At 44.7% G+C, this 19,063-nt stretch carries 21 protein-coding genes; 13 read left to right on the plus strand and 8 right to left on the minus strand.

All coding sequences use genetic code 11. From position 1 onward, the window contains the following. Nucleotides 1-105: 105 nt before the first annotated feature. A complete protein-coding gene (locus ACL934_RS00120; protein WP_374076574.1) occupies nucleotides 106-1,749 on the plus strand; it encodes a S8 family serine peptidase in 1,644 nt (547 codons plus the stop codon). A 43-nt stretch (nucleotides 1,750-1,792) separates the two neighbouring features. On the opposite strand, the gene ACL934_RS00125 is transcribed toward ACL934_RS00120, so the two are convergent. The 3 genes from ACL934_RS00125 to ACL934_RS00135 are packed head-to-tail and all read right to left on the minus strand — an operon-like array spanning nucleotide 1,793 to nucleotide 4,524. Continuing rightward, nucleotides 1,793-2,950, minus strand: a complete 1,158-nt coding sequence (locus tag ACL934_RS00125) for a DUF3095 domain-containing protein (RefSeq protein WP_374076576.1) — start codon at nucleotides 2,948-2,950, stop codon at nucleotides 1,793-1,795. Next, nucleotides 2,937-3,824 carry an alpha/beta fold hydrolase gene (locus tag ACL934_RS00130; protein WP_374076577.1) on the minus strand — a complete coding sequence of 296 codons (888 nt, stop codon included), beginning with the start codon at nucleotides 3,822-3,824 and terminating at the stop codon, nucleotides 2,937-2,939. The genes ACL934_RS00125 and ACL934_RS00130 overlap by 14 nt, the downstream gene beginning before the upstream one ends. Nucleotides 3,825-3,834: 10 nt before the next feature. After that, on the minus strand, nucleotides 3,835-4,524 hold the full coding sequence (locus ACL934_RS00135; protein ID WP_374076580.1) for an FHA domain-containing protein: 690 nt from the start codon (nucleotides 4,522-4,524) through the stop codon (nucleotides 3,835-3,837). 146 nt (nucleotides 4,525-4,670) lie between these two features. On the opposite strand from ACL934_RS00135, the gene rpsF reads away from it, so the two are divergent. From rpsF to ACL934_RS00155, 4 genes are all read left to right on the plus strand, one after another. After that, the gene (gene rpsF / locus ACL934_RS00140; protein WP_413612873.1) at nucleotides 4,671-5,135 is read left to right on the plus strand and encodes a 30S ribosomal protein S6; all 465 of its coding nucleotides are present in this window, start codon (nucleotides 4,671-4,673) and stop codon (nucleotides 5,133-5,135) included. Between the two features lie 16 nt (nucleotides 5,136-5,151). Then, nucleotides 5,152-6,048, plus strand: coding sequence for a DUF2232 domain-containing protein (locus ACL934_RS00145; protein WP_374076582.1), 897 nt, complete (start codon nucleotides 5,152-5,154; stop codon nucleotides 6,046-6,048). Between the two features lie 35 nt (nucleotides 6,049-6,083). Continuing rightward, the gene (rplI, locus tag ACL934_RS00150; RefSeq protein WP_374076584.1) at nucleotides 6,084-6,527 is read left to right on the plus strand and encodes a 50S ribosomal protein L9; all 444 of its coding nucleotides are present in this window, start codon (nucleotides 6,084-6,086) and stop codon (nucleotides 6,525-6,527) included. A 207-nt stretch (nucleotides 6,528-6,734) separates the two neighbouring features. Then, on the plus strand, nucleotides 6,735-7,586 hold the full coding sequence (locus ACL934_RS00155) for a S1 family peptidase (protein ID WP_374076586.1): 852 nt from the start codon (nucleotides 6,735-6,737) through the stop codon (nucleotides 7,584-7,586). A gap of 119 nt (nucleotides 7,587-7,705) precedes the next feature. Here the strand turns inward: ACL934_RS00155 and ACL934_RS00160 are convergent, their stop codons facing one another. From ACL934_RS00160 to ACL934_RS00180, 5 genes are all read right to left on the minus strand, one after another. After that, nucleotides 7,706-7,900, minus strand: a complete 195-nt coding sequence (locus ACL934_RS00160; RefSeq protein ID WP_374076588.1) for a hypothetical protein — start codon at nucleotides 7,898-7,900, stop codon at nucleotides 7,706-7,708. Between the two features lie 467 nt (nucleotides 7,901-8,367). Beyond that, nucleotides 8,368-9,294 (minus strand): SDR family oxidoreductase, encoded by a 927-nt coding sequence (locus ACL934_RS00165; RefSeq protein ID WP_374076590.1) that lies wholly within the window; start codon nucleotides 9,292-9,294, stop codon nucleotides 8,368-8,370. A 14-nt stretch (nucleotides 9,295-9,308) separates the two neighbouring features. Next, complete coding sequence (gene dnaB / locus ACL934_RS00170; protein ID WP_374076592.1) at nucleotides 9,309-10,727, minus strand: replicative DNA helicase; 1,419 nt, start codon at nucleotides 10,725-10,727, stop codon at nucleotides 9,309-9,311. A gap of 110 nt (nucleotides 10,728-10,837) precedes the next feature. Beyond that, nucleotides 10,838-11,137 (minus strand): helix-turn-helix domain-containing protein, encoded by a 300-nt coding sequence (locus ACL934_RS00175; RefSeq protein WP_243536234.1) that lies wholly within the window; start codon nucleotides 11,135-11,137, stop codon nucleotides 10,838-10,840. A gap of 37 nt (nucleotides 11,138-11,174) precedes the next feature. Then, nucleotides 11,175-11,813, minus strand: a complete 639-nt coding sequence (locus ACL934_RS00180; protein WP_413612874.1) for a radical SAM protein — start codon at nucleotides 11,811-11,813, stop codon at nucleotides 11,175-11,177. Between the two features lie 158 nt (nucleotides 11,814-11,971). Between ACL934_RS00180 and ACL934_RS00185 the strand changes: the two genes are divergently transcribed. The 8 genes from ACL934_RS00185 to ACL934_RS00220 all read left to right on the plus strand — a co-directional run bounded on the left by ACL934_RS00185 (nucleotide 11,972) and on the right by ACL934_RS00220 (nucleotide 19,008). Further along, nucleotides 11,972-14,362 carry a DNA translocase FtsK gene (locus ACL934_RS00185; protein WP_413612875.1) on the plus strand — a complete coding sequence of 797 codons (2,391 nt, stop codon included), beginning with the start codon at nucleotides 11,972-11,974 and terminating at the stop codon, nucleotides 14,360-14,362. A gap of 80 nt (nucleotides 14,363-14,442) precedes the next feature. Continuing rightward, on the plus strand, nucleotides 14,443-15,015 hold the full coding sequence (locus ACL934_RS00190) for a hypothetical protein (RefSeq protein WP_374076600.1): 573 nt from the start codon (nucleotides 14,443-14,445) through the stop codon (nucleotides 15,013-15,015). Nucleotides 15,016-15,018: 3 nt separating this feature from the next. Next, nucleotides 15,019-15,885 (plus strand): tetratricopeptide repeat protein, encoded by an 867-nt coding sequence (locus ACL934_RS00195; RefSeq protein ID WP_374076601.1) that lies wholly within the window; start codon nucleotides 15,019-15,021, stop codon nucleotides 15,883-15,885. Continuing rightward, on the plus strand, nucleotides 15,869-16,081 hold the full coding sequence (locus ACL934_RS00200) for a hypothetical protein (RefSeq protein ID WP_374076602.1): 213 nt from the start codon (nucleotides 15,869-15,871) through the stop codon (nucleotides 16,079-16,081). The genes ACL934_RS00195 and ACL934_RS00200 overlap by 17 nt, the downstream gene beginning before the upstream one ends. Beyond that, complete coding sequence (dapF, locus tag ACL934_RS00205) at nucleotides 16,078-16,941, plus strand: diaminopimelate epimerase (protein WP_374076604.1); 864 nt, start codon at nucleotides 16,078-16,080, stop codon at nucleotides 16,939-16,941. The genes ACL934_RS00200 and dapF overlap by 4 nt, the downstream gene beginning before the upstream one ends. Further along, nucleotides 16,938-17,819, plus strand: a complete 882-nt coding sequence (gene dapA / locus ACL934_RS00210) for a 4-hydroxy-tetrahydrodipicolinate synthase (protein WP_374076606.1) — start codon at nucleotides 16,938-16,940, stop codon at nucleotides 17,817-17,819. The genes dapF and dapA overlap by 4 nt, the downstream gene beginning before the upstream one ends. Further along, nucleotides 17,816-18,502 carry a 4-hydroxy-tetrahydrodipicolinate reductase gene (locus tag ACL934_RS00215; RefSeq protein ID WP_374076608.1) on the plus strand — a complete coding sequence of 229 codons (687 nt, stop codon included), beginning with the start codon at nucleotides 17,816-17,818 and terminating at the stop codon, nucleotides 18,500-18,502. The genes dapA and ACL934_RS00215 overlap by 4 nt, the downstream gene beginning before the upstream one ends. After that, complete coding sequence (locus ACL934_RS00220; protein WP_374076610.1) at nucleotides 18,499-19,008, plus strand: hypothetical protein; 510 nt, start codon at nucleotides 18,499-18,501, stop codon at nucleotides 19,006-19,008. The genes ACL934_RS00215 and ACL934_RS00220 overlap by 4 nt, the downstream gene beginning before the upstream one ends. Nucleotides 19,009-19,063: the final 55 nt, after the last annotated feature.

Raw genomic sequence — 19,063 nt, forward strand, 5'->3', positions numbered from 1 at the left:
CGAAGCTTTCTATTTTAATCTCAGAATATTAATAACCAGCTCACCTTCACATTGGTACCATTTTGGAACTGGCACGTTTGATATCACCCAGTGAAGGAGTTTTATATGAAAAGGCTTATCGGAAGAGCCTCCAAAGCAGCCATGGTCGGCTTGCTCATCGCGGGAGTAAATGCATTCGCAGCAGCACCTGAATCAGTTCCAGGCGAATACATCGTTAAACTTAAAGATTCTGTTTCAGCAAAGTCTTCAATCAACATTTTGAGCCAACAACTTGGTTCATACATCAAGGACACAATCCCTGGTCAAAACATCGTTGTGATCAAAAGACCTGTGTTCGAGATTCAATCAAATGTTGTTAAATCTCTTTCTGAAAACCCAATGGTTGATATCGTAGAACCAAACTACATTTACAGAATCAACAAAACTCCAAATGATCCAATGTTGGGTCAATTGTGGGGCATGATCAATACAGGACAACAAGATTCTCAACGTCGCGCGGGTATCGCAGGTGTGGATATCGGAGCTGAAAAAGCGTGGGATATCACAACGGGTTCAAAAGACGTGATCGTTGCCGTTATTGATACGGGTATCGATTACAATCACGCTGATTTGAAAGACAATCTTTGGACAAACGAAGCTGAGCTTAACGGCAAGCCAGGTGTTGACGATGACGGTAACGGCATCATCGACGATATTCATGGTGCTAACTTCGTAGATGCGAACAAACCAACTGGAAATCCTTTGGATGACCATGGTCACGGTTCACACTGCTCTGGCACTATCGGTGCGACAGGTGATGATGGTAAAGGTATCGTGGGTGTAGCTTGGAATGTTCGTATCATGGGAATCAAATTCCTTTCTGCGAGCGGTTCGGGTTCACTTGATGGCGCTTTGAAAGGTATCGACTACGCAACTAAAATGGGTGCGAAAATCATGTCGAACTCTTGGGGTGGCGGTGGCTACTCTGAAACTTTGAAACAAGCGATCGAAAGATCTAATGCAGCTGGCGCGTTGTTCGTGGCAGCAGCGGGTAACGAATCTAATAACAACGATGCGAACCCAACTTACCCTGCGACTTACGACGTTCCAAACGTATTGTCAGTAGCAGCGATCGACAACAGAGGCCAAATCGCTTCTTTCTCGAACTACGGTAAAACAAAAGTTCACGTTGGTGCTCCAGGCGTAAACATCTACTCTTCAATTTCTGGTGGTGGTTACGATTCTTGGTCAGGAACTTCTATGGCGACACCTCACGTGTCTGGTATGGCTGTTCTTTTGGCGACAAATGAACCAAATTTGACGAACGTAGAAATGAAAGAAAGAATCATCGCGACGTCTAAACCAATCGCAGGTCTTCGTGGTAAATCACGTGGCGGCTTGGTGAATGCATATGCGATGTTGACGAACACTTTGCCAGCTCCAGATCCAAATGATCCAATCAACTGGCAAACAGTTCCAGTGAGCGTTTCTTCTGCTCATCCATACAAAGAGAAAACAAATGAAACGTACGAAGTGCGTGTTCCAGGCGCGAAACAAATCGCTCTTTATTTCTCTAAATTCGATACTGAAAGAGATTACGACAAAATTGAACTTTTCGATGCGAACGGTAAAAAAGTAGCAACTATCAGCGGTAAAAACGATGATTCTTTCTCTACTCCAGTTGACGGTGAGTATGTGAAAATCGTGTTCACTTCTGATGACTCTGTAAACCGCTACGGTTTCGACATCACAAAGGCCGCTTGGAGATAATTTAGAAATTAACTAAGTGCTTTTTAAGGAGGCTGCCTGTGAATCAGGTGGCCTTCTTCCTTTTTAGATTCACGGCTGCAAGCGTGTATCCGCCGTGAGAGCCGTCGATAAAGTGCAAGTGTTGGTTCTGTGTCGCCGAGAACACCAAACACGTCATAAGAGCTTGTGGAGAGCGATGCGTGCCATACACGATCTCTCCCCGTTCCTCGTGGGATTTTAATAAAGTTTCGATTTCTTTAGCTTGAGCTGTAGAGCAATCCAAAACCATGCGCAATAAATCGTCGTACTTTTGAAAATCAGAATTGGAAATGATTTCTTTTTTGTAGCGTTTGGGTTCAAAACCACCAGCCGCCACATCAAAGCGAATCATTATATAGGCAATCAGTGAATCAATGACCGAGGCAAAGAACTCTGGAATAAATTTTCCGGAACGAGACTTCGCTTCTATCGTTAAAGTGCGCGGAGGCCATTTGATTTTCATGCTTCCTGGATTTGTGGGGCACGCCCCCTTAAAGTTGCCACCCAGAATTTCACGAAGACCCGCGAGCACACGATGATAAATATCAAAAGAAGCCTCTTCACTTCCTCCGGCACTGACAAGAATAGTTAAAATAGTTCCCTTTTGCGTGGAAAGAGGCTCCCATCGGCAAGTGAGTCCTTGCAGATTCGGAGCGGACTCTTGCAAAGAGGGTTGAATCTCTATTCCGCCAAGACCTTTTTTCATTTTCTCTTCAGCACGTTTAAGAGCGCCTCCGCGAAATTGATAGATCACATTTCCCTGTGAAAGCTGATATTTGCCGATCAGAAGTTTGTGGCCTTCGGCGTACAACTCTTTGAGATCAAAAAGAGATCCACGAAGTTCAAGACCGAATTCTCTCTTTGACCATGACTGTACACGCTTCAGAGCCGCCGGTGCATTTGCTTTAAACTCAGGAGGCACAAGCAAGGTCGCGCCATCGCCGCCGAAGACAAAAGGCAACTCACGGTCTTTAAATTCATTAAGAAGGGCTGTGATGCCAGCCGCGCCCACCATGTTGACTTCTTGATATCGTCCCGCTTGGACAGCTTTGGTGGAGCCTTTGATGTCCGTAAGAATCAAACCCCAGTCTTCAGGAACGGTGAGAAAATACTGATCGTCAGAGATATGCAGAAAATCTTCGAAGCTTGGAACTTGTTGTAAGAAGCTTTTATAATTTTCCATTGTGGCCGACGTCCGCTAAGAATTTTTCAATTTTTAAATTCGTGTAGTCGGGAAAATCAAGCTGAGTGCAGTGGGAACCGTAAGGGACAAGCACGAACTCTGAATGTTTGATCTTTTCTTTAAAGTGATATTGAAAACGAATCGGTGTGACCATGTCTTTTTCGCCAGAAATAATCAGCGTGGGAACTTCGACTTTTTCAAGAACGGGCTCACCGTTATACTCCATCAAAGTTTCAAACATGGTCATGAAAACTTCGAGATTCAATCGCGCCACTCCACGCATGTAAACTTCGATGTCCTTAAAGTGCGTCGTCTTTAAATTAAAGCCTCCGGCAAGGGCCGCCAGATACATCGCCATAGGATTATCCACCGCCATTTTCCACAGAGTGTTCCACATGTTTGGCTGATTTTGATATTGCGATTTTACGAAATAAAAGAATGGCTCAACCACATCAAGGCCGAACATTCCTTTGATAGGATTTCTTGCAAAGCCATTGATGAAAATCATCGAATGGAAAAGTTCCGGATGAGTGTCATAAACTTTGAGAATCAAAGGCGCACCGAAACTGTGCCCGGCAAAATGCGCTTTCTTAATTTTCAAATGTTTTACAAGCCCCACGATGTCTTTTGCTAACGCCTCCATCGTGAGTTGATTCATGTCGATGATCGGATTGCTTTTCTGGTGTCCACGCAAATCGAAAGTGATGACTTTATAGTTCTTCGAAAAATATTCGACCTGGTGATGCCAGTGATTGATGATGCAAGCGATGCCGTAGACCAAAATCAAAGGCTCACCTTCGCCGCGCACTTCGTAATAAATCGGAGTGCCGTCAAAGCTTTCAAAGCTGCCCGTTTCTTTTGGTGTGGTCTCCATGATGTCCTTCTTACAAGTAGGTGACTTTGATGAGGGTATTCCCCAAAGAAATCAAGTCTCCATCCTTTAACATTTCGGCATCTATGGATTTATTGTTAAGAGTCACTCGGCCAGGTGCTCTAATTTTAATCTGCACCATGCCTGGACCTGGGTGAAGTTCGAAGGCTTCTTTGGGGGCCTCTTCATCCAAAAGCTCGATATCCAAGGAGTCCGCCCCCGCATAACGAGGTCCGTAACCTAAAATTATTTCCTCATCGGTCTGAATGCCTTGAGTGAATGTGAGCTTCAGTGCCGGGCTAAAACCCTGCATGTTTTTAGGCTTTTCCCCCGGAGACTCTAAAAAGTTTCCGAGCTTATCCTTTAAAATGCTGCGCCAAGTTATGAGTCGACTGAAGTCAATTGCGAGTTCTTCTTCAACGGTCACAACTTTAAACTGAGTCCGCCCGATCTCAAAGATAACCCCTGATAATAACGCGACTTTCTTTACACGGCGACCGGCGATGTGGATCCCGTTGGAGGAGTCTAAATCCAGCAAAACATACTGCCCTTTGCCATCTATTGCGAACTGAGCGTGGGTGCTGGATGCCTTGGGGTCTTTAACAATGATGTCAGCCTTCGAACGACCGATCGTTAGACCCTCTTCGACTTTGAATCGCGAGCCTTCGTTCGGACCATCTACAATCTCAATAAAAGTGACCATTTACATATTCTAGGGCTGGATTCTTAGGTATTCAAATGCCTAATCCTTGTGCTTGGGCCTAAGGCGTGCTAAACCCGTTAAACATTTTAAAAGTCATCCTTGCTCCCGCTCACTATGGTGGGGGCTTAAACCGAAAGGATATAGTCATGGAACTATCTAAAACGACTGCAAAGAAGCCATACGAAGTTGTGGTTCTTATGCACCCAGATGCAACTCTTGAAGATCAAAAAGAGTTGTTCAAAAAGAACAAAGCGACAATCGAATCTTACAAAGGTTCTGTTAACTCTTTGGAAACTTGGGGCAAAAGAACTCTTGCAACTCCAATTGGTAAATTGAAAAAAGCTATCTACTTCCACGGAACATTCGAAGCAGATACTCAAGCTATTGCTGAGCTTGAAAGAACTATGCGTATCAACGACAAAGTTCTTCGCTTTATGCACACTCGTCTTGACGAGCGTGTTTCATTGGCAAAATTCATGGAAGGCTTCAAAAAAGGTCTTTCTGAGTCTGCTGCTCGTGAAAAAGAACGTGAAGCAAAAATGGCTGCTCGTAAAGCCGCTTTTGCAGCTGCGAAAGCAGAGCGTTCTGAGCGTTTCGATAAAGGCGAATAGTTAAAGAGCGTAAGCCATGAAGAAGACCGCGACCGCGCAGAAATTCATCACAATCTCATCTCTCTCGATTTTGTTGTCGATGTTGACTGTGATTTTGGGAGCGCCTCTTCTTCGTGTACTACGTAAAGCCTACGGTCCCCTCGCCTTTTGGATTTTGGGACTGTTGGTAACAGGAGCAGCGTGGCTCCTGAACGCACAACCTCTAGCACTTTTCTTAGGCTCGATTTGGATGACTTTAGGGGCCTACATGGAATTAGAGCAAAGAGGACTTGGGTGGTGGATCTCGGGACTCTTGAGCGTTTCAGCGGGTTCTTTGGCTACAGGCCTTGGACTTTTCGGAGCGTTAAAGAAAAACGGAATCAACACGTACGCTGAAATCCAAGGTTTGGCGGAGAAATTTGCACAGCAAGTTCAGACAATGAATCCTGCAGTGAAATTAGATCCGGCGATTTTGGTGCAGCAAGTTCCATCAGCCGTCGTCATTATTCTTATTGTGGCGTTAGGTGTGGGATTAATTTTTGAGAGAAGGGTTTTTTCATGGCTCAATTTGCCCCGTGAGAAAATTGCCTCTCAGCTCAAGTTGTTAGAATATCGTGTCCCGGATTACGTGATTTGGGTTGCGATGATTGCCTTCCTTCTAACAATGGTGAGTTTTGGCGGTAAGGCCACGGCCATCCTGGCAGTAAATATTGTGAACGTTTGTATCGTTCTCTATTTCTTTCAAGGGCTGGCAGTGTTGGAGGTATTTCTGAACTCGATGCGAGCCGGTGTGTTCACAAGAGTTCTGACGTACATAATCTTGGTCGGCCAGATGTTGCTTATTTTAAGTGTCGTTGGCTTGATCGATTACTGGGTTGATTTCAGGGGACGCATCCGCAGGATGAACAGGCCCGCTGAAAACAACAACCTATAAGCACTTCGGCGTTGCCGAAGTAGTATGGAGATCACATGAAAGTTATTCTTCAAAAAGATGTTAAAGATGTAGGTCGTGTTGGTGAGTTGGTGAACGTTTCTGAAGGTTTCGCGAGAAACTTCTTGTTCCCACGCAAACTAGCGGCTGAGGCTACTGAAAAACGCGTAAAAGAGTACGAACACTTGAAACGCGTTGCTGAAGCGAAAAAGAAAAAAGCTTTGGCAGAGCGCCAAGAGCTTTTGAACAAAATCAACGGCACAACTGTAACATTCAAGTTGGCTGCTGGTGAGACTGATAAACTTTTCGGTACTGTTACAACAACAGATATCTCTAAAGAGTTGCAAAAAATGGGTCACTCTGTAGATCGTCGTGATATTCACCTCGAAGAGCCGATCAAAGTTTTGGGTCAGCACAAAGCAGTTGTTCGTTACGCAGAAGGTATGGAAGCTAAAATCCAAATCGCTGTTGAACGCGCATAAGCTGTCTTTCAGCAAAAAGAGAATATTTCTCGAGAGGGATCTGGCAACGGGTCCCTTTTTATTTTCAGGTGTACTTTGTACTCCTCCATAAAATCTTACTTTGAATTAAATTTCCCACCATAAGCGTTTGTTATATTAAATATTTGAAAAATTGTATTGCCCTGGTTCCATTTTGGGTGTTTAAAAGGCCCACCTTGGAGGGGCGCTATGAAATTCAATAATCTTTTTAAAGCAGTGGTTGCAGCGGGTCTTTTGGGATCTTTCGTTGCGTGCTCACCTGCCCAACAAAACTCTGTAAATCTTGGTGCTGACAGCTCATCTATTATTGGTGGCGTTCCTGTTGACGCTAAAGACTCTATCGCTAAATCAACGGTTGCTATCGTAGCGTCTGTATTGACGACAGATGGTCAAGAAGGCCAATTCATCTGCACAGGTTCTCTTTTGACTAACAACGTGGTTTTGACTGCAGGTCACTGTGTTCCTGAAGTGGGCGCTGAATATAAAGAAGTGGCTCTTTACGTTATTTTCCACACAGATCTAAGAAAAATGGAACGTGGAGATATCCGTCTTGTAGTTGATCACGTGATCCACACTGATTACGGCAAAACAGGCTCTGAAGGCGAAGATGCTCATGACCTTGCTTTGATCAAATTCGCAGGTGCAATGGCTCCTGGATACCAATTGGCAAAATTCTTGGATGACGAGACTTTGTTGAAGCCGGGTACGAAAGTGACTTTGGCTGGTTACGGTTTGATCGAAACAGATGGCGTGAATACAAAATCTGACGACCGTCTTCGCAAAGTAGACGTCGAAGTTGTTGAAGATTTCGGTAAACACGAAGTTCTTCTTGATCAAACTCAAGGTAAAGGTGCTTGCCACGGTGACTCTGGCGGACCTGCATTCCTTGAGGTGAACGGCACTCAATATGTTTGGGGTGTTACGAGCCGCGGTGCTGGTAAAGATGGAAAAGACGATTGCTCTCTCGTGAGCGTTTACACAAAAGTAAAATCTGAATCTGATTTCATCAAAGACGCTTTGAAAAAGCTTTCTGCGAAATAGAAATAAGGGCTTCACTGAACCGCCTCATTGGGGGTTCGGCTTCTTTAGAAAAATTTTGGTTCGTTGGTTGAATCCCGAATTGCATTGCAATTCGGGATTGTTAGTTTTTGGGTCTGCTTTTAAGCGCTTTTTTCTGTTTGCATTTCAAGAAAGACGATCTGAAGGTATTCAGCCATCACTTCGCGAAGCTCATCAATGGTGAGCGTCTCAGGGCTTTTCCCGTACTTTTCTAAAAGGGCGTTAAATTCTCTCTCAACAGGATCTTGTGGCAGTCCAGTTGCCGCGATCACTGTCTTAGCTAAAGTGTCTCCCATGATCAGCCTCCATGCTTCCAAGGGTCTCGCTTTTAAGACATCCCCAGTCCATCAAGAGGTTAATAGGAACTCAACTCGAAAACCTTAATCAGGCCAAAGGTCCTGTTGGCCGGGATTCAGACGTTTAATGGCAAATGATTCAATGAGCACTGCTGAGAGGTCGGAGGGGAATTTGCTAAAAAAGAAAAGCGGCCCTAAAGACCGCTTTCTTATGGATGAGAACTCCCTTAGCCAAGGAGGTTCTCATGAAAAGTAACCCTCGCAAGGATACTTTTCGGCAGTTCACAGAATTTCTAAAGCTCATCGTGCTTATTGTAATTTTACTTTTAAGCTCCTGTAGCTAAAGAACGTTTTTAGACACCCCTAAGGCTTAAGACTCCATCAACTGATAGTTCGGGCTCTGGGCGGAGCCGAGCTTAAAACTCGGGAATCCATCATGGACGAAGCTGTCTTTAGGGCCACCAATTTTAGCGGCGGCGGTGGGAGTAATCCTTCGACCAATTTTTAGCGTTTGGTAAGAACCAATACAGGATTGGCAAAAGAATACGGCGCGGAAGCAGGCGGCGGAAATAATAGAACAAAACCGCATCGAGCGTTGCCGGGTGCCAAAGAGGTGGATTTTCTTTCTTCATCACTTTCACGATTTGTTTTGCGATTTTTTCTGGCGTGGTGAGCGACATGTTCATCATTCTCTCTACAAACGGAGTCATGTTCTTGTAGAAGTCGCAATAAGGTCCACTCCAATTGCGTGTCGGGTCTGATAATTCCGTGTGATAGACGTTTCTAAAAGAGTTGCTGTGAATAAATCCGGGCTGCACCAAAGTGATCGTCACCCCAAAAGGACGAGTTTCATACCACAGGGCTTCGCTGGCGCCCTCTAAGGCATATTTAGAAGCAGAGTAAGAGGCCATCGTCGGCATCGCCAACATCCCGCTCACTGACGACACATTGATGATTTTGCCGCGGCCGGTGTCGCGCATGTGCGGAAGAGATAAACGAATCAAACCCATGGGTCCGAAGTAGTTCGTTGCCATTTGCAGCTCTTCATCTTTTTCGGTCATATGCTCGATCACGGAGCGATAGGAAATACCGGCGTTGTTGATCAGAATATCAACTCCACCCCAATGTTTTTTGATCTCGTTGTAAAGACGAACGCGATCCGCCTCTTGTGTGACATCTAAAGGGCGAACAATGAATCTTTCGTCGTCTAAGAAATGATTGCGAAGTTTTTCAAGACTCTTTTCCCGAGCCGTTGCGACAACTCTGTACTCTGTGTGTTCGTACAAAAGTTTTGCGAGAGCCAAGCCAATGCCTGCAGAACAACCTGTGACTAAAACCACAGGTTTAAAGTTTTGCTCTTTCTTACGTTTAAACAAATAAAGTAAGGGCTTCATAGAAGCCCATTATCTTAAACTGGAGCGCCTGGTGCAAAGTTTTTAGGTCTGCCGCCTGGCATCGGAGGTGGGGCCTGAGGAGGAGGCATAATTTGACTCGGTCCTGATGGCTCCGGATCAGCATCACGGAATCTATTGTACTGAGCATCGAAGCGCATTTTCACGGGGCCGGTGGCACCGTTACGCTGTTTACCCACGATCACTTCCGCGTGACCCTGTTTATCTGGATTTTCTTTGTCGTAGTAGTCATCACGATAAAGCATCATGATAACGTCGGCATCTTGCTCGATAGATCCGGACTCACGCAGGTCAGAAAGCATAGGTTTCTTTTCTGTACGACCCTCAACACCACGGTTGAGCTGTGCAAGTGCGATCACAGGAATTTGCAATTCTTTGGCAATGGCCTTCAAAGATTTAGAAATCTCTGCGACCTCTTGCTCACGTGAATGCGTTTTTTGTTTCATACTCATGAGCTGCAAGTAGTCGATCATAATAAGATCAAGACCGTGCTCCGCTTTCAAACGACGTGCGCGCGAACGGATCTCAAAAGGTGAAACACCAGGAGTATCATCGATAAAGATAGACGCTTCACTCAATGCACTGGCTGCATTGATCAACTTTGGCCATGCTGAATCTTGGATACGACCGTTACGGATTTCACTCATGCTCACTTTGGATTCCGCAGAAAGCATACGCATCATCATCGACTCTTTACCCATCTCGAGAGAGAAGTAAGCCACCGTCTTTTTAAGACGAAGAGCCACGTGTTGTGCGATATTCAAAGAGAAAGCCGTTTTACCCATCGACGGACGAGCGGCGATGATGGTCATTTCACCAGGATGAAGACCGGCTGTCATCTCATCGAGTTTTTTAAAGCCTGTCGCAAGACCTGTGATCTCAGCTTTATTTTTATAAAGCTCTTCAATCTTTTGGATTGAGGCTTTAACGATTTCCATAGAGCCGACAAGGCCCGTGGCTGTTTTATTCTCGCCGATTTTAAAGATTTCACTTTCTGCTTGGTCTACGAAGGACTCAACGTCGGCGAATTCTTGATCGTAAGCTCTTTCAATCAACTGGCTGTTCACTTGAATCAAGCGACGCAAAGTTGCTTTGTCTCTGACGATTTTAGCGTGTGTCGTGATGTTCGCAGCAGAAATAGTCTTATCAAGAAGACCAATAAGATATTCAGGCCCACCGACCATATCCATAGAGCCTTCGCCCTGAAGAACGTTAGTCACTGTGATGATATCAATAGGCTGACTTTTGCTGTGAAGCTCTTTAATAGCATTATAAATCTTTTGATGAGCTGGTTTATAGAAGTCATCAGCCGTGAGCATATCGCCCACTTGGTCTAAAGCTTCTCTATCCAGCATAAGACCGCCCAGAATCGACTGTTCGGCCTCAAGATTTTGAGGTGGAATTCGTGTACTCATTGAACCCCTCTAGAGTATTACGAAATTAATTAAAAACAAAATTGCGGGCCCTGGTCAGAGATGGTGGTTCAAAAAAGGTGGCCCGCTGAAGCAACTTCTAAATGAAGCGTTTAGTTCATTTTCTTTACACGAATCTTGTAGTTGTCAATTTTCTTCTTAAGAGTGTTGCGATTGATGCCGAGCATTTGCGCTGTTTTTACTTGGTTGCCGTTATAAGCGCGCAAAGCCAGCTCTAGAAGAGGTTTTTCTACTTGTTCAATAACGACGTTATATAGACCATTCAACTCTACTTGCGCTTCTTTTTGTTGTGCGAAAAGAACTTCAAGTTTGCTTTTCACAAGCTTCTCCAAGCTTACAGACTGAAGATTGGCGACAAAAAGATTATCAGAACTGTTTAGGTTCGGCGTCATGGAACTCCCTAAATTTTCAGCTTAATGTTTTTGGAGGTTATACTCCGCGTGTTTCGGAAGACCAAATATACTTATGCAGTTGCAATTGCAACCTTGCAGATGAATTTTTTTGCAAAATTTTTTCTGCCAACCAGCGTTCAGACACTTGGCCGTATGATGGGCTGTATAAAACCACAAAATTTTCAAATAATTTATGTTGACGACAGAATTCTTCGGACCATTCGAAGTCTTCTTCAGAACAAATCACAAACTTGTATTCCGTGCTGGGAGTGGAAAAGCGGATGTTCTCCATGAGAAAAGAATTCGCTGCACCACTGTCAGGAGTTTTTACATCCAAAATAATTTTTACGCGCGGATCAACATGCTCAACACTTTTTGAACCACTAGTTTCTAAAGAAACTTTGTAACCTTGATCACATAAAGTGTTCATCAATGTGTGAACTTCTTTTTGCAAAAGCGGTTCGCCACCAGTAACGCAAACATAAGGAGCTTTGTGTTTTGCAACTTCTTGCAGAATATTTTCAAGGGCCTGCATTTCACCTTCATAGTACGAATACTTTGTGTCGCAGTACGTACAACGCAGATTGCAGGCCGTTAGGCGTACAAAAACCGTGGGGTTTCCCACATAAGACGTTTCACCTTGGATACTGTAGAAAATCTCATTTATTTTAAGCATATAGGTCGGCTCTTTGTGTGTTGAAGGCATCCTGCCTTCAACCCTTCGGGCTTCGCGCAAAAAGTGCATTGTGCACTTTTTGTGCTCCACCACAGGTCCTAAGTCAAGGAACGCTTCATAAGCATGACTAACTCAGCGGAATTTCGTAAATTTTTTAAATGAACCAATTCCTCAAAAAGTTTCGTCAGGACGTTATCGCTATTAGCTTTTTAGGCATGGGGCTTTTCCTCGCCCTCGCTTTGATCAGCTACAATCCCTTTGACCCCTCTATGAATTCTATCGGACAAGGCCTAAAAGCCACAAATTATTGTGGCATTGTGGGCAGTTTTCTAGCCGATATGCTTTATCAATTCTTCGGGCTTGCAGCCTGGGTTGTCGTCGGAAGCTGTCTAAGAATGGCTTATGCGAGCTTTAAGGGTGAATCCCTCAATTTAAAGAATATTCGCTTTGTATGGGCGCTTCTTTTGATTGTAAACATCGCTTCTTTGCTCTCCCTGTATTTGCCAAACACCAAAGTGTTTCATGATCAGATTTACCTAGGTGGTCTTCTTGGTTTGGGGGTTTCTCAAGCTTTGATGCGCGCCTTTAACTCGATCGGTGTTCAGGTCATTCTGCTTTCGTTGATGGCAGTTCTTGTTGTCTTTTACTTCGAGAAATCTTTGCAGGAACTGACGGAAGCTCCTCGCGGATTGTTTGCGATGCTTAAAAAGAAAAAAGTGGGCGATAAGATTGCCGCGTTCTTTGCAGGCATGTTCGTGAAAGATACAAAAAAGGCCAAAGCTGCGAAAAAAGGTGAAGCCAAAGACGACAAACCAAAAACCGTCTTCCCTCTTTCTGATAAAAAATTCGTAGGTAAAGACGAAGAAGAAGAGGGTGAGGAAGAAGACGAGTTGGATGCAGCTCTCGCAGCGGACGCCGAAGAAGATGACGAAGATGAGGCTGAAGAAGAGGAAGAAGAAACTCCGGCTGTAAAGCTTGCGCAAAAACGCAAAGTTGTCATGAAAGCCAAACCGCCTCGTCGTATTGAAAACTGGGATATGCCAAAGCTTGCGTTGTTGGAAGATCCTCCAGCATCGCGAATCAAGATTGATAAGGCCGAGATTCAAAGAAAAGCGGATTCATTGGTTGAGAAACTTAAAAACTTCTCTATCGAAGGACAAATTCAAGACGCGAAACCAGGTCCGTTGGTTACGATGTACGAATTTAAACCGAATGCCGACGTTAAAATCAGTAAGATTTCGGAACTTGAAGACGATCTTTCCCTAGCACTTTCTTCAGAATCCGTGCGCGTGGTCGGTCATATTCCTGGAACTGATGTTGTTGGGATTGAGACCGCGAACTTAAAGCGTGAAACAGTTTATTATAAAGACTTGATTGCCGAAGACACTTTCTGGAGCGAAGACTTGGCGTTGCCAATGGCCGTGGGGCGCGCCGTCGATGGTGAACCGAAGGTTGTCGATCTTCGCAAAATGCCGCACTTATTGATCGCGGGTACAACAGGTTCTGGTAAGTCCGTGTTTGTCGGCTCTATTATTACGGGTCTTTTGTTCCGCCATTCTCCGAAAACTTTAAGACTTGTTTTGATCGATCCAAAGATGGTCGACTTGGCACCATTCTCTTCTGTACCTCATTTGGTTCTTCCTCATGTGACAGAACCCAAGAAGGCTGCCACAGCTTTGAAGTGGGCTGTGCGTGAAATGGAAAAACGTTATAAATCATTATCGAAGTTCGGTGTTGGTAAAATTGAAGCCTTCAACGAAAAAACAGGCGGTCTTTCTAAAACCGAGGTTGAAGAACACGAAAAGATCAATCAAGAGTTGGAAGAAGGAAAAGCCAAGCTTGAACAGTATTATTATCAACCACTTCCATTCATCGTGATCGTGGTCGATGAGTTGGCTGATTTGATGATCGTTGAAAAACAAAATATCGAAGAGCCGATCCAACGTTTGACTCAAAAAGCCCGTGCCTGCGGTATTCACTTGATCGTGGCAACGCAGTCTCCGCGTAAAGACGTTGTGACGGGTTTGATTAAAACGAATATTCCAGGTCGTGTGGCTTTGAAGGTCGCTTCGAAAATGGATTCTCGTATCATCATTGATGATTCAGGAGCGGAACGTCTTCTTCCGAATGGGGACATGCTTTTCCAAGCTCCGGGCGTTGGCAAACCGACTCGCCATCACGGACCGTATTTGTCAGATAAAGAAATCGGAAACGTTGTGAAACATTGGGCGGCTCAAGCAGAGCCAGAGTACGATCCGCTCGCGATGCGTGCTCTTGACGGATTTGCAGGTGGAGATGGTGCTGAAGCTGGTGATTCTGGTGGTGGTTCTGGATTTGGTGATGAAGAGTACGATGAGCGCTATGACGAAATTCTATCGTGGGCTTCAGAACAAAAAGAAATCTCTGCGTCTTTGATTCAGAGAAAATTTAGACTCGGTTATCCGCGCGCCGCGCGTTTGATAGAAATCTTTGAAAAAGAAGGCGTTGTGGGCCCTGCGAATGGCAGCAAGCCGCGTCAAGTTTTAGTGAGTAGTTTTAGAGAACAATGATTTGAGCCTTGACTCGACCTCCCTTGGTCGTGGTGTGATTAAGACACACAAAAGAAAAGAAACCATTCAAGGAGGAATTTATGGTTAAGGCTCTAATCGCCGTTCTAGGTCTTGCGTTCTCTATCAATGCAGTTGCAGCTCCGTCTGCAGTTGAAGTTGTTGCTGGCATTCAAAATGCGGCAATCATGGATCAAGCTCAAACAATGGGTTTGGACTGGAAAGTTGGCGATCAAGCTAACTACAACATCGACATGGGCTTCATTAAAGGTTCTATGACTATGTCTGTTCGTTCAGTTGCTGCTGATGGCATCTGGATGGATCAAAACATGGATTTGGGTTTTGCTGGAAAACAAAAAGTTGAAACTTTGATCGATCCAAACACTGGTGAAATCAAAAAAATGATCGTTAACGGTAAAGAACAACAAGTACCTAAACAAGACGTAGAAGTTATCGAAGTTAAAGAAGATAAAATCACAGTTCCTGCTGGTACTTTCGAGTGCATCCACGCTCGTCTTAAAGACAAAGAGCAAAATGCTGAAATCAACGCATGGATCAATCCACAAGTTATTCCACTTTCTGGAATGTTGAAACAAGTTGCTCCAAGCCAATTCGGCGAAGTGACTGTAGTTTTGAAATCATACAAAAAGAACTAATTGATGAAATTGGTCTTATTAAGAGCCGCCCTTGGGGTGGCTCTTCTCTTTTCTGGCCCTTCTCTTTTTGCTCAGACAAAGAACGGAAAGTCTGAGACCTACAAAGATATTATCGAAAAAGCCTACAACTTGAGTTTGCAACGTGATCGTCAACAGGCGCTCAATATTCTTTCCAGTGCAATTCAAAGAGAAACTCGTCCGCAAGCGGTGGCGGAACTAAAAAAAACGGTCTCCGAAGTTTCTAACATCTTTTTTAGTGATAAAGCTCAACAGCTTTTTGAAACCGGTGTTTCTTTGCGCAAAACAGATCTCAACCAAGCTTTGGATAAAGTGACTGAAGCTTCGCGCATTGAGCCCGATAATTTTTCAATCGTGAGTGAAATGGCCCGCCTGATGATCGCTAAAGGCGATTGCAAAGCGGCCCAAGAAACTGTGCAAAAACAACTGGCCATTGTGAGCTTTGATGAGGATTTAAAGCTGAGCCTCGCCCAAGCTTTGGCCTGCCAAGGGAAATGGGTGGAGTACCAAAAGATCGCAGACTCTGTGGTGATTAAGAGGTCTCCTCAGCAAAAGTTCTGGTGGGCCTTGGAAATGGATAAGTTTATCGGAGCTAAGAATCTTACAAAGGCGCAAGAGGCCTTAGGGAGTCTTAAAAAATCTGACGAAAAGTATCCAGAGTCTTTCTATTGGATCTGGAAGTTCGATCAGGCGCAAAAACGAACGAACTTGGACGAAGCACAGAAATACGTGATGACCTGCAAAAACATTTCAGCGAACCAGTATAGACAGTATATGATAGACCCCATGCTTTGCCGCCGCCTTACCGAGGTGGAAAGTGAGCTTAAGGGGATGAATGGAACGTCTGAATAAAATAGCCCTCATTTTGGCTTTTCTGTTGCCACTTGGTTGTGGAGTAAAAGGCCGTCCTTTGCCTCCGCTCAATCCCGCACCTCTGGGACGTGGCGAGCCGACGTTTAAAGACGCGCAGAAAAAACCTACAAAAAAATCTACGCTCCAAAATCAAGATCAAGAGGACAGCTCTTCTGCTGAAACGGAGGAGCCGTGAAAAATTATTTACCTGTGACCATCACAAAAATGTCGGGAGCAGGAAATACATTTTCTTTGATTGATGCTCGTGCGGGTTCGGCGTGGGAAGATGTGGAAAAACATCTGGGTATCTCTCGATCTAATTTTGCAAAAATGATTTGCGATAAAGTTTTAGGTGTTTCCACAGACGGTCTTTTATTGATTCAATCTGGCTCTGAGGGTTTTGATTTTAATTGGGACTTTTATAATTCCGATGGCTCAACGGCTGAGATGTGCGGAAATGCCGCTCGCTGTGCGGCTCGGTTTTGCTATGAAAATTTAGAAAACTCAAATGCCGAAAAAAGTACGTTGAAATTTAAAACTGGTGCAGGTCTCGTCACGGCGCAAATTCTAGGTGATGGAAAAATTCGCGTGCGCATGCCGGAAGCGCGTTTTCTGCAAGAGCGCATTGAACTAAAAACCAAATCAAGCTCGACAGAAGTTTTTTCTTTGGTGAATACCGGCGTTCCTCACCTTGTTCAGAAAATTCACAATATCTCAGATGCTGTGTCGTTAAAAGACATGGCAAGAGAGGCGCGTTCGCACCATGATCTTCAACCTGCGGGCGCCAATGTCACCTTCTACGCTGAAGATGGCGAAGGAAAAATCAAAGCGGTTACTTTTGAGCGTGGAGTTGAAGACTATACGCTTGCCTGTGGCACCGGCGCGGTGGCAGCAGCCATGGTTTACGCAAAAGAGGCAGCACTGAAACAAGTTGAAGTGCAAATGCCAGGGGGACTTATGCAGGTCCTTTTCTTGGAAGGCGACCCTCATCCGTTGATGATTGGAGACGCCGTGTTTGTTGGAGAATTTAAATATAATCTTGAGGTGGTAGGATGAAAAATTTTAAAGGCACGTTCACAGCTCTCGTAACACCATTTAAAAACGATAAGATTGACTATGCTTCTTTGGATCGCTTGTTAAAGCAACAACTTGATGGCGGTGTTGATGGCTTTGTTGTCAATGGCACGACAGCGGAAAGCCCAACGCTCACAGCAGACGAAGTTTCTGAACTTTTTAAACACATTCGCACTTTCTGTGGAGCCAATGTTCCTCTGATCGTGGGAACGGGTTCTAACAGCACGGCTAAAACAATCGAAGACTCAAAAAAAGCAGAGGCCATGGGTGCTGATGCGATCTTGGTTGTGGTTCCTTATTACAATAAACCTCCACAAAGAGGTCTTTACGAACACTTCAAAGCTGTGGCGACATCCGTAAAAATCCCAACGATTCTTTACAATGTCCCTGGGCGCACGATCACTTCTTTGGCGGCGGAAACGGTCGGAGATCTTTCTAAAGTGGCTGGCGTGATTGGGATCAAAGAAGCCTCTGGAAAAATTGATCTTGAGCAGGAAATCATCAAAGCGTGTGGCAAAGATTTCGTGATGCTTTCAGGTGACGACGGAACTTATGTCGATTTCTTAGCAGCCGGCGGTCACGGTGTGATCTCTGTAGCGACTCATGTGATACCAAAGCAAATGGTGCAGTGGAAAAAATGGGTTTCTGAAGGACAGCTCGACAAGGCTCGCGCTGATATCAACAAGTACATGGACCTTATCAATCTTCTTTTTGTTGAAGCCAATCCAATTCCTGTAAAAAAAGCTTTGGCTTTGATGGGCATTCTTGATTCAGCTTCGTTGCGTCTGCCAATGGTGGAGCTGACTCCATCACACACGGAAAACTTGAAAGCGGAAATGAAGCGCGTGGGTGTTCTGTGAAAAAAATTAAAGTAGGACTTGTCGGCGCTTCAGGCCGCATGGGTAAAGAGATCGCACAGGTTATTGAAGCCAATCCTCGCTGTGAGCTTTTTTATCCTTATGATCGCGCTGAAAAATGGGACGCTAAAAAAGCGGCTCATGTTGATGTGTGGATTGATTTCTCTTCGCCAGAAGCTTTGAAAGACGTGCTAAAAAGAGCTGCGGAAAATAAAACTCCCGTTGTCTGTGGAACCACAGGTTTTTCAAAAAAAGAAAAAGACCTTCTTGTTCAATACGGAAAAAAAATTCCTGTCTTGTGGTCTTCGAATATGAGTTTGGGTGTTGCCGTTTTAAACGAAGCTCTGAAGTCGTTGTCGGCGATCTCGCACTTTGATTTTCAAATTGAAGAAATTCATCACAATCGCAAAAAAGATAAACCGTCAGGCACGGCGATCACGTTGCAAGAAAATCTTGAAAAAGCTGTTGGCAAAAAACTGCCGGAGCCGTTGGCGATTCGCGGTGGCGGTGTTTTCGGCGTTCACAAAGTTTATTCGTTGAGCGATGAAGAGGTATTGATGTTTGAGCACAGTGCTTTGAACCGCACCGTGTTTGCAAAAGGTGCCGTGCAAGCGGCGGAATGGCTGGTAAAACAAAAAGCCGGTCTTTATCAAATCCGTGATGTGTTGTTCGGGAAACAGAAATGAGTTCAACCCGTCATTCGGCGCTGATTCACATGGCCCTCGATCTTGTCGGGGGTGTGGAAAAGGCCAAAAATCTTTTAAGAAAATTTGCCGAATGCGGTGACATTGCGACGATTTCGTCGGCGTACAAACGCTATTTGACGCCGGAAAAATTAGACCTGAGTGCTCGTCTAGAGTTCGTGATTCGTTTTGAAACTCAGCTCAGCGTGGATCAAGTTCTGCATCTGGTTCTTTCACAATGTGAAGCTGGGAGCCAGGGTTTGACGCAGAAAAGCCATGCAGAACTCACTCTGCTCACTTTTGATGATATGATTTTAATGTCACCCCGTTTGACTCTTCCCTATCCCCAATTGCACCAAGACCCGCTGATAATTCGTTGCGCGGCGGAAGCGTGGGGTCAATATGAGCATCCTATCTATCAAAAAAATCTGAGTGAGATTTCCAAATCAGCCCTCCCTGCGAAGCAAGCGGAGTTTTATATGCAGGGTAAAAGCCTGGTTGATTTTTAATTCCAGCCAGCATACAAATTTATTGTTATATTTAATAATGCATCTCTTACCTTGC

Source organism: Bdellovibrio sp. HCB-110 (assembly GCF_047323225.1).
Classification (GTDB): Bacteria; Bdellovibrionota; Bdellovibrionia; order Bdellovibrionales; family Bdellovibrionaceae; genus Bdellovibrio.

Coding starts and splice junctions, on each gene's coding strand:
- ACL934_RS00120 (WP_374076574.1), top strand. CDS start 106: ATGAAAAGGCTTATCGGAAGAGCCTCCAAAGCAGCCATGGTCGGCTTG.
- ACL934_RS00125 (WP_374076576.1), bottom strand. CDS start 2,950: ATGGAAAATTATAAAAGCTTCTTACAACAAGTTCCAAGCTTCGAAGAT.
- ACL934_RS00130 (WP_374076577.1), bottom strand. CDS start 3,824: ATGGAGACCACACCAAAAGAAACGGGCAGCTTTGAAAGCTTTGACGGC.
- ACL934_RS00135 (WP_374076580.1), bottom strand. CDS start 4,524: ATGGTCACTTTTATTGAGATTGTAGATGGTCCGAACGAAGGCTCGCGA.
- rpsF (WP_413612873.1), top strand. CDS start 4,671: ATGGAACTATCTAAAACGACTGCAAAGAAGCCATACGAAGTTGTGGTT.
- ACL934_RS00145 (WP_374076582.1), top strand. CDS start 5,152: ATGAAGAAGACCGCGACCGCGCAGAAATTCATCACAATCTCATCTCTC.
- rplI (WP_374076584.1), top strand. CDS start 6,084: ATGAAAGTTATTCTTCAAAAAGATGTTAAAGATGTAGGTCGTGTTGGT.
- ACL934_RS00155 (WP_374076586.1), top strand. CDS start 6,735: ATGAAATTCAATAATCTTTTTAAAGCAGTGGTTGCAGCGGGTCTTTTG.
- ACL934_RS00160 (WP_374076588.1), bottom strand. CDS start 7,900: ATGGGAGACACTTTAGCTAAGACAGTGATCGCGGCAACTGGACTGCCA.
- ACL934_RS00165 (WP_374076590.1), bottom strand. CDS start 9,294: ATGAAGCCCTTACTTTATTTGTTTAAACGTAAGAAAGAGCAAAACTTT.
- dnaB (WP_374076592.1), bottom strand. CDS start 10,727: ATGAGTACACGAATTCCACCTCAAAATCTTGAGGCCGAACAGTCGATT.
- ACL934_RS00175 (WP_243536234.1), bottom strand. CDS start 11,137: ATGACGCCGAACCTAAACAGTTCTGATAATCTTTTTGTCGCCAATCTT.
- ACL934_RS00180 (WP_413612874.1), bottom strand. CDS start 11,813: ATGCTTAAAATAAATGAGATTTTCTACAGTATCCAAGGTGAAACGTCT.
- ACL934_RS00185 (WP_413612875.1), top strand. CDS start 11,972: ATGAACCAATTCCTCAAAAAGTTTCGTCAGGACGTTATCGCTATTAGC.
- ACL934_RS00190 (WP_374076600.1), top strand. CDS start 14,443: ATGGTTAAGGCTCTAATCGCCGTTCTAGGTCTTGCGTTCTCTATCAAT.
- ACL934_RS00195 (WP_374076601.1), top strand. CDS start 15,019: ATGAAATTGGTCTTATTAAGAGCCGCCCTTGGGGTGGCTCTTCTCTTT.
- ACL934_RS00200 (WP_374076602.1), top strand. CDS start 15,869: ATGGAACGTCTGAATAAAATAGCCCTCATTTTGGCTTTTCTGTTGCCA.
- dapA (WP_374076606.1), top strand. CDS start 16,938: ATGAAAAATTTTAAAGGCACGTTCACAGCTCTCGTAACACCATTTAAA.
- ACL934_RS00220 (WP_374076610.1), top strand. CDS start 18,499: ATGAGTTCAACCCGTCATTCGGCGCTGATTCACATGGCCCTCGATCTT.